Origin of the sequence: Bacillus sp. AFS041924 (assembly GCF_002577195.1) — a bacterium.
Lineage (GTDB): Bacteria > Bacillota > Bacilli > Bacillales > Bacillaceae_G > Gottfriedia.
In genome coordinates this window covers 106,807-114,811 of the sequence record NZ_NULG01000015.1, presented here as the reverse complement: position 1 = coordinate 114,811, position 8,005 = coordinate 106,807, and the positions used below count along the sequence as shown (strand labels likewise).

The following is an 8,005-nucleotide window of genomic DNA, read 5'->3' as shown; positions in this document are numbered from 1 at the left end:
GGTATTTATGAAATTAATTCTCTTACAAAAGTTTTTGTTCTTTTTTCACGAAACGATTATAATGGGAATTATGATTGTACTTTTCTAGTACAATTTAATAGATAGAAAATTTAATAAAAAAATCCATAAGTTGTATTTACTTATGGTAGAGGTCGCAAACTCCCCTCTACAAAAAAATAAGGCGAAAAACAATATTTGTCGTATTGTTTTTATTTTTGTTATTCGGGATGCCCTCTTCTTTTTAAACATGTGAAGGAGAGAAGAAATATGAAAAATGAAAAAGCAATCGTTGTATTTAGCGGTGGCCAAGATAGTACTACTTGTTTATTCTGGGCTATGGAACAATTTGGTGAAGTTGAGGCTGTTACGTTCAACTACAATCAGCGTCATAAACTAGAACTAGATGTAGCTGCAGATATTTGTAAGGAATTAAATATTCCTCACCATATACTTGATATGTCCTTGTTAAATCAACTTGCACCAAATGCTTTAACAAGATCAGATATTGAGATAACGCATGAAGAAGGCGAATTACCTTCTACATTCGTCGATGGACGTAACTTATTATTCTTATCTTTTGCAGCAGTTCTCGCTAAACAAAAAGGCGCGAAACACATTATTACTGGTGTTTGCGAGACCGATTTTAGCGGATACCCTGACTGCCGAGATATTTTTGTTAAATCATTAAACGTAACTCTTAATCTATCAATGGATTATCCATTTGTTATTCATACTCCACTTATGTGGATTGATAAAGCTGATACATGGAAATTAGCTGATGATTTAAACGCATTTGAATTCGTTAAAAATAAAACGTTAACTTGCTATAATGGCATCATTTCTGATGGCTGTGGAGAATGTCCTGCATGTAAGCTTCGTCAAGCTGGTTTAGACCGTTATCTACAATCGAAAGGAGCCACTAAGCATGTTTGATTTTCGCATCGTAGAGAGACTTCATAAGATTGATGAGCATATCAAAAAAGAAGACTTAAAATACCACCATAAACGTGTTCTTATTAATAAGGAATTTACCTTTGATGCTGCACATCACTTACATTGCTATGAAGGCAAGTGTAAGAATTTACATGGTCACACATATAAAGTCATTTTTGGAATTAGTGGCTTTGTTGATGAAATCGGTTTAGTGATTGATTTTGGAGATATTAAACAGATTTGGAAAGAAAAGATTGAAATTTATTTAGATCACCGTTATTTAAATGAGATGCTTCCGCCGATGAATACAACTGCGGAAAATATGGTTGTTTGGATTTATGAGCAGATGGAAAATGCACTTAAGGCTCATACAAATCCTGCACAAGATATTCGAGTAGAGTTTGTTCGTTTATTTGAAACACCTACTTGCTACGCAGAAGCTCGTAGGGAGTGGATGATAAATGAGTAAAATTCCTGTACTTGAACTATTCGGACCCACTGTACAAGGTGAAGGTATGGCAATCGGTCAAAAAACGATGTTTATTCGTACTGCAGGTTGCGATTATTCATGTAGCTGGTGCGATTCATCTTTCACATGGGATGGTAGTGAAAAAGAAAATATAAACTGGATGACCGCTGAAGAAGTTTGGGAGAATTTAGTGAATTTAGGTGGCGATACATTCTCTCATATCACAATTTCTGGTGGAAACCCTGCCCTACTTCCTTCATTAGGACCTGTAGTAGAGTTTTTAAAGGAAAAAAATATGACTTTAGCTCTTGAAACGCAAGGTAGTAAGTGGCAATCATGGTTACCTTCAATTGACGAAGTAACTTTATCGCCTAAACCACCAAGTAGTGGCATGAATACTGATTTCGATATACTAGGAAGCATTATTCAAAATTTAGAACACCATCCAAAGTTTTGTTTAAAAGTTGTTATTTTTGATGAAAAAGATTTAGCCTATGCAGAAACCGTTCATCAAAAGTTTCCACATGTTCCGTTCTTTTTACAAGTCGGAAATAGCTGGCTAAATGCGGATGATGAAACTTTATTACAATACATGTTAAAACGATACGAATGGCTTATAGATGAAGCAATGAAATCAAAAATCTTTAAAAATGTAAAAGTTTTACCTCAATTACATGCATTTGTATGGGGAAATAAGAGAGGAGTTTAAGCAACATGGTAGGAAGATCAAAAGGTTCACTTGAAGAAGTATCATTACTTGGCAGCAACAACACAAAATATTTATTTGAATATGATCCAGGAATTTTAGAAACATTTGATAATACTCATCCTGATCGCGATTATTTCGTAAAGTTTAATTTCCCTGAATTTACTTCACTTTGTCCAAAAACTGGTCAACCTGATTTTGCGACAATTTATATTAGCTATATTCCTGAGCAAAAAATGGTTGAAAGTAAATCATTAAAGCTATACTTCTTTAGCTTCCGTAATCATGGTGACTTCCATGAAGATTGCATGAACATCATTATGGATGACTTAATCAAATTAATGGATCCTCGTTATATCGAAGTTTGGGGGAAATTCACTCCACGTGGAGGAATCTCAATCGATCCATATTGCAACTATGGTCGCCCAGGTACAAAATACGAAAAAATGGCTGAACACCGTATGATGAACCACGATTTATATCCTGAAAAGATTGATAACCGTTAATCTTAAAAACTGAATTAATATTTTAGGTGAATAAAAAATCCCATTTCTCATAACAGAGAAATGGGATTTTTTTATATTAACTTAATTAAGGGGGGAACTATTTTTTTTATTTTATCACCACTATTGGGATAATGTATCTAAATCCGGCATACTCTGCCATCACAACTGCTGCTCCTTCAGCAGCTGCATATACATAATTATCCTTCGAAACATATGCAACATCTGAGTTTGACATTCTCCAAGAAACGTCAGCTGTAATGTCCTTTTGTGTGCCATCGCTATATAATGCATTAATTTTTAACTTTGATTTCGTTCCAACTGACTGAACAAAATTGTCTGGAGTAGCAAGTATACCGATAACTTGAGCAGCTTTTTTATCAACTACTTCAACAGTTATTTCCTTTGTCACACCCCAATAAGTTGCGGTAATTGTCGTTTTACCAGCTGAGCGGGCAGTAATTCGTCCTGTGTCAGAAATTGTTGCAACTGATTCATCTGCTATACTCCATTCTACATTATCGGTTACGTCAAATGCGCTAGCCAGACCTCTACCATAAATTGCAAGGACAGATACTAAAGAGAGTTCTTTTGGTTCTAAAACTACTTCCTCTACACTTGTCATTAGTTCGGGCTTAAATGTTCTTACCCAAACTGCATCCGTAAAGCCATTGTGATAACGGAAGTAGACATAAGCTGAGCCAGTACCTACTGCCGTAATAACTCCATTTTGATCAACGGTAGCTACGCTCTCATTTGTAGACTCCCATTTCCCTTCTTGATCAACTTCCACATCATAATTGCCTGTATATTTTGCGAACGCAGTAATATTTACTGGCTGATCACCAGGTTGCATTAGTAGATAGCCCTGACTTAGAGTTAGTTCTTCTAAATTAACTGGCCCACGTGTTTCCATTACATTAACGGGAATTTCAAATTTCAAACCATCTATTGTTCCAGTAATGGTAGTTTTCCCATTCTTTTTACCGATAATTTTCCCTTCTGAAACGGCGGCAATTGATGGATTTTTTGATTTCCATTTTACCAAATCCTTAATCTCTCTTATGGCACCATCATTATATTGTGCTGAAATTTTAAAAGGATAAAGCTTTCCTCTCTGAACAACAACATCAAAGGTATTAACTAGTAGTGAATCTATTTTTAATTCCTTTTTTGGTTGTTGCTTATCTGGTTGAATTGTCACATCAATTATTTCTGTATTTGTACCGTCGTTGACTAAAACTTGAGTAGTACCAGGTGAAATCGCTGTGAGCACACCATTTTCAACTGTAACAATATCTGGATTCAATGAAGTACATCTTCCAATTGATGTAGCATCCGCTATTGAACCATCTTGATATTTTGCTTTTAATTTAAACGAATGAGTACGTTCATTTAATTTAAATTTAATGTTCTTTTCACTAGGTTCTAAATCAATTACTCTACTGATTGTTTTTTTATCTGATACAATGATTTCAAATCGTTTTGTGTAGTCCATACTATATACACTAACTTTTGCAGTACCTTTACTATGAGCTGTAATGAGACCTTTTTCATCGACTGAAACGACATTTGGATTAGAAGAATTGTAGAGCGATAAAGAGGTTGTATCCAGTTCAGATCCATCTGTATAGTCTACTTTCACATTTAATTGCTGTTGTTCGTTTACAATCATATTTGTCACATTAGGTGTAACTGTCATTTTTTCTGGCAATGTAGTCGCATTTTTATTCGTTACGACTACTGGAATATTAACCGTTTTACGTTCATAAATAGCAGTAAATACAGTTGTACCATTAGAATGCCCCTTCACCGTATCAATATTAATTGACGCAACAGTAGGCTCACTATTATTCCACTCAACAGAATCAGTTACATCTTTTGTCATTCCATTACTATAAATTGCTTTAATAGAAACCTTTTCTTCCTTACCAGTTTTTAAAAAGAAATTAGATGGTGTGGCAGATAAAGCAATTGATCTTGGCTTAGTTAGCTTATTTGTAATGTTGACATTTATTTCAATTGGAGCATGTAGATTTGAGCGATAAGAAGCTCTAATTTTTGTTTTACCTGTTTTACCTCCAGCAATGATTAAGCCATTATTTGTTACTTTCGCGATGTTAGGATTATCACTTGTCCAAGTTGCTTTATCTCTAACATCCTCAGATTTGCCATCATTGAATACTTCATTTAATGTAGCCTCGAATGATGCATTTGGTAAAATTTCAATATTAGGTGTATCCGTTACAAGCTTTTTAGGCTGAACAACCTTAACACGTACTGCATCTACGAACTTTTCGTATTTAAAGTAAATATATGCTTCACCCACACCAACCGGCGTAACCAACCCGCTATTACTTACAGTCACGACCTCAGAATTTGATGAATCCCAGTTGCCTCGAGATGTTACTTCTTTAATTACATTTTGTGTACTTCTAGTTTGAGCTTCCACTTGGACAGGCTGATCAGTTGTTTCCAATCTTAACTGATTAACAGAAAGTTCAAGTCCTGTTGTTTCAACATAAACCTCTTGAACTGAAACAAAGAAGTTAATCTCAGGGAATGACGAATATTTTACATTTAATGAAGCATCGCCTACTGATACCCCATTAATTTCACCTTTAGAAACTTTTACAATTGAAGTATCCCTTGACTTCCAAGTAGCTGATTTTGTTACATTTTTTACCGAACCATCACTATAAAGTGCCTTCAATTCAATTAATTTCTTTTCACCTTGGTTTATAAACGTTGTGCGATATGTGGATAGCATGAGTGTTACTATTTTCGGTTTTTTTGGAGTTTTAGGCTTATCCTTCTTTTTAGTTATTGAAACATCAATTTTTGACACGGTTGATCCATGTTTAAATTGTACTTTTGTTGATCCCACTGAAACAGGCTTTAGTATCCCATTTTTCACTGTTACAACTTTTGTATTGGCGGAAGCCCATTGACCTTCTTTTGTAACATTCTTTTTTGTACCATCGTTGTACACTGCCCAAATTGATATTTTATAGTTATCGTCAGAAAGTGCAAAAGAAACCGTCGATTCACTAGGGATAATTTTTACTATCTTTTTATCCTTAGTGACCTTTGATTCTGTTTTTGTTGCTGCATAAGTCAAATGACTAAATAAAGAGATAAATAACGAAAAAACGATTGTAAATGCAAAAAACCGATTAAGGCTATGAAACCTCATTTGTCGTCCTCCTAATTTTTCAAATCAAGTAGAAATTAAAGCGTTGTTCATAACAAATTACTAGTATTTCTTGGAAATACTAAACTTACAATCGATTGGATTTTTAGATAACATAATGGATTGAGCACTCAATGATTTAATATTAGGAGTATTCTGAAACATTAACAATACAGGATTTTAGATGGTTTTGATTTAATTTGTCGATTGATGATGTATTTAATAGGTAAATAGTATGATACCTCTTCTCTATCAAATAGTTAAATACTTCTCATATCTTTATAAACAAAGAAAAACTGCTATTCCATTCTCAGTAATAACAGTGTCTACGAAATTTATTATTACACTACTTTCATCCTACCTAACGCAAATAATGAGAAATAGTAACTATATTCTATAATAAGACAATGGTATTCCAATTTGTTTTACTTTACAATTAATGGAAAAAGCAAAAAAGAGTGGTGAATACATTTGTTTAAACTATTACTAATTGAGGATGATTCTTCTCTCTTCTCCGAGATTGAAGATCGCCTAACTGGATGGTCATATGAGGTTTATGGAATAACAGACTTTAGTAAAGTAATTCAAGAGTTTACAGAGATTAAACCAGATTTGGTTATCATAGATATCCAACTACCAAAATACGATGGTTTTCATTGGTGTCGCATGATTCGCTCTCATTCAAACGTGCCGATTATCTTCTTATCTTCAAGGGACCATCCGTCTGATATGGTTATGTCGATGCAGCTTGGAGCAGATGATTTTGTTCAAAAGCCGTTTCATTTTGACGTTCTAATTGCTAAAATCCAGGCTACTTTACGTCGAGTTTATAACTATAATACTGAAAAAATTGCACTTAAAACTTGGTGTGGTGCGACTGTCGATTATGAAAAAAATACTGTATCAAATGAAAGTGGCGCAATTGAACTCACAAAGAATGAGATTTATATTTTAAAGTTGTTAATTGAACAAAAGAATAAAATTGTCAGTCGTGAGGAATTAATAACTGGACTTTGGGAAGATAAGCGTTTTATTAGTGATAATACGCTAACAGTTAATGTAAATCGTTTACGTAAAAGACTAGATGAAATTGGATTGGGACAATTTATTGAGACAAAAGTAGGGCAAGGATATATTGCTCTAGAAGAGGAATTCTGATGATTAAAACCTTTCTAATTGAGCGATTTAGTTGGATTCTTTTTTTTCTACTAACACAGATATTCATTCTTTTTGTTTCATTTATTGATTCTTCAATACCTTTAACATCACTACTTTATATTGTCTTTTTATCACTATTATTGTTTATCATTTTTTTAGTCGTACGGTATCCTAAAGAAACTAGATTCTATAAGAGTCTTATCGATCGTGAAGATGACCTTGATTTGACAGGAATTGAAGATTCCAATAGTCCGTTTGAAGAAATAGTTGAAAACAGCTTAACGAATCAAACAATCTTATTAAAAAAAGTAGCGATACAGAATCAAACCAATTTAGAAGAGGAAAAAGACGATCTCCTATCATGGATCCATGAGGTCAAAACACCTTTAACTGCAATGAACTTAATGATTGATCGAATGAAGGATGAAAAGTTAAAATCTAACTTAACATTTGAATGGTTGCGTATCCACTTATTACTAGATCAACAACTCCATCAAAAAAGAATACCTTTTATTGAAAACGATCTTTATATCGAAAAAATTCAGCTTGAAGATGTCATATTTCCAGAAATTAAAACATTACAGTCATGGTGTATACATAAAGGAATCGGATTTGATCTCGAACTTGAAGCATTAGAAGTATATAGTGATGCAAAATGGCTTTCGTATATCATAAGACAGCTTCTAACAAATGCAGTTAAATACAGTACCTCCTCTGATATTCTAATCACAAGTAAACAAAGAAATGAGCAAGTAATTCTTGAAATTGAAGACTTTGGTCGCGGTATACATTCAAAGGATTTGCCGCGTATTTTCGAAAAAGGATTTACTTCTACCACCCAACACCAAGATAATGCCTCAACAGGAATGGGTTTGTATTTAGCACAAAAGGCTGCACTGTCCCTACATATTACGTTTCAAGTAAAGTCTGAACTAGATAAAGGCTCAATTTTCACGTTAACCTTCCCTAAACGAAATGAATTTGTAAAAATAACAAGCATGTGACAAAATTGTCACATGCTTTTGTTTATTGTTCGCTTAATC

The 8,005-nt window shown here is 33.8% G+C and carries 7 protein-coding genes; 6 read left to right on the top strand and 1 reads right to left on the bottom strand.

What is annotated here, in order from left to right; translation table 11 throughout:
* Window positions 1–267 precede the first annotated feature (267 nt).
* Genes queC through queF form a run of 4 tightly spaced genes read left to right on the top strand, consistent with a single transcriptional unit; the run spans window position 268 to window position 2,614 of the window.
* Window positions 268–933 carry a 7-cyano-7-deazaguanine synthase QueC gene (gene queC, locus COC46_RS05285; protein ID WP_098808693.1) on the top strand — a complete coding sequence of 222 codons (666 nt, stop codon included), beginning with the start codon at window positions 268–270 and terminating at the stop codon, window positions 931–933.
* Window positions 926–1,402, top strand: a complete 477-nt coding sequence (gene queD / locus COC46_RS05280; RefSeq protein WP_098808692.1) for a 6-carboxytetrahydropterin synthase QueD — start codon at window positions 926–928, stop codon at window positions 1,400–1,402. The genes queC and queD overlap by 8 nt, the downstream gene beginning before the upstream one ends.
* Complete coding sequence (gene queE / locus COC46_RS05275) at window positions 1,395–2,111, top strand: 7-carboxy-7-deazaguanine synthase QueE (RefSeq protein WP_098808691.1); 717 nt, start codon at window positions 1,395–1,397, stop codon at window positions 2,109–2,111. Before queD ends, queE begins: the two co-directional genes overlap by 8 nt.
* 5 nt (window positions 2,112–2,116) lie before the next feature.
* Window positions 2,117–2,614 (top strand): preQ(1) synthase, encoded by a 498-nt coding sequence (gene queF / locus COC46_RS05270; RefSeq protein WP_025568326.1) that lies wholly within the window; start codon window positions 2,117–2,119, stop codon window positions 2,612–2,614.
* Between the two features lie 106 nt (window positions 2,615–2,720).
* On the opposite strand, the gene COC46_RS05265 is transcribed toward queF, so the two are convergent.
* Window positions 2,721–5,807 carry an Ig-like domain-containing protein gene (locus tag COC46_RS05265; protein ID WP_098808690.1) on the bottom strand — a complete coding sequence of 1,029 codons (3,087 nt, stop codon included), beginning with the start codon at window positions 5,805–5,807 and terminating at the stop codon, window positions 2,721–2,723.
* 468 nt (window positions 5,808–6,275) lie between these two features.
* On the opposite strand from COC46_RS05265, the gene COC46_RS05260 reads away from it, so the two are divergent.
* Both COC46_RS05260 and COC46_RS05255 read left to right on the top strand, forming a co-directional pair.
* Window positions 6,276–6,962, top strand: a complete 687-nt coding sequence (locus tag COC46_RS05260) for a response regulator transcription factor (RefSeq protein ID WP_098808689.1) — start codon at window positions 6,276–6,278, stop codon at window positions 6,960–6,962.
* A complete protein-coding gene (locus COC46_RS05255; RefSeq protein WP_098808688.1) occupies window positions 6,962–7,966 on the top strand; it encodes a sensor histidine kinase in 1,005 nt (334 codons plus the stop codon). Before COC46_RS05260 ends, COC46_RS05255 begins: the two co-directional genes overlap by 1 nt.
* Window positions 7,967–8,005 lie beyond the last annotated feature (39 nt).

What these genes read in the sequence shown, in the direction of transcription:
- queC (WP_098808693.1), top strand. Translation starts at nt 268, where the DNA reads ATGAAAAATGAAAAAGCAATCGTTGTATTTAGCGGTGGCCAAGATAGT.
- queF (WP_025568326.1), top strand. Translation starts at nt 2,117, where the DNA reads ATGGTAGGAAGATCAAAAGGTTCACTTGAAGAAGTATCATTACTTGGC.
- COC46_RS05255 (WP_098808688.1), top strand. Translation starts at nt 6,962, where the DNA reads ATGATTAAAACCTTTCTAATTGAGCGATTTAGTTGGATTCTTTTTTTT.
- COC46_RS05265 (WP_098808690.1), bottom strand. Translation starts at nt 5,807, where the DNA reads ATGAGGTTTCATAGCCTTAATCGGTTTTTTGCATTTACAATCGTTTTT.
- queE (WP_098808691.1), top strand. Translation starts at nt 1,395, where the DNA reads ATGAGTAAAATTCCTGTACTTGAACTATTCGGACCCACTGTACAAGGT.
- queD (WP_098808692.1), top strand. Translation starts at nt 926, where the DNA reads ATGTTTGATTTTCGCATCGTAGAGAGACTTCATAAGATTGATGAGCAT.